This is a genomic window from Adlercreutzia sp. DFI.6.23 (assembly GCF_024462535.1).
In the GTDB taxonomy this organism is placed as follows: Bacteria; Actinomycetota; Coriobacteriia; order Coriobacteriales; family Eggerthellaceae; genus Adlercreutzia; species Adlercreutzia rubneri.
The window spans coordinates 1-320 of record NZ_JANGBP010000336.1 but is presented as its reverse complement, the minus strand read 5'-3'; the positions used below and the strand labels follow the sequence as shown (position 1 = coordinate 320).

Genomic DNA, 320 nt, shown 5'->3' with positions numbered 1-320 from the left:
ATTGGCGAGACCGCCCGCGCGCCGCGCCACCGACTTCACCAGTTCGACGCCCTGATCGACGGCGGCATGGGGGCTCTTCTGCAGAAAGATGATCTCGAAGGCCGACAGGCACAGCGCGTCGCGCACTGCCGGGGCCGCATCGTCGGGCGAGTCCATGCAGCCCGTGATGATGTCCTCCAGGGTGCCGCGCGTGCTGACCACGCCCAGCACGAGCCGGGTGGCGAAGGCCCGATCCTCCCGCGACAGGGGCGAGATATCGATGGTCTTGGAGATGATGTCCTGGGCGAACGCGTCGCGTTCCCTCAGCTGGTGGATGGCCG

General features: G+C 68.1%; 1 protein-coding gene. It reads right to left on the bottom strand.

Annotated features, from left to right (window positions below):
* Positions 1-320: transcription antitermination protein NusB (locus NE591_RS13620; RefSeq protein ID WP_256156906.1), on the bottom strand; the 320-nt coding region annotated here is incomplete at both ends.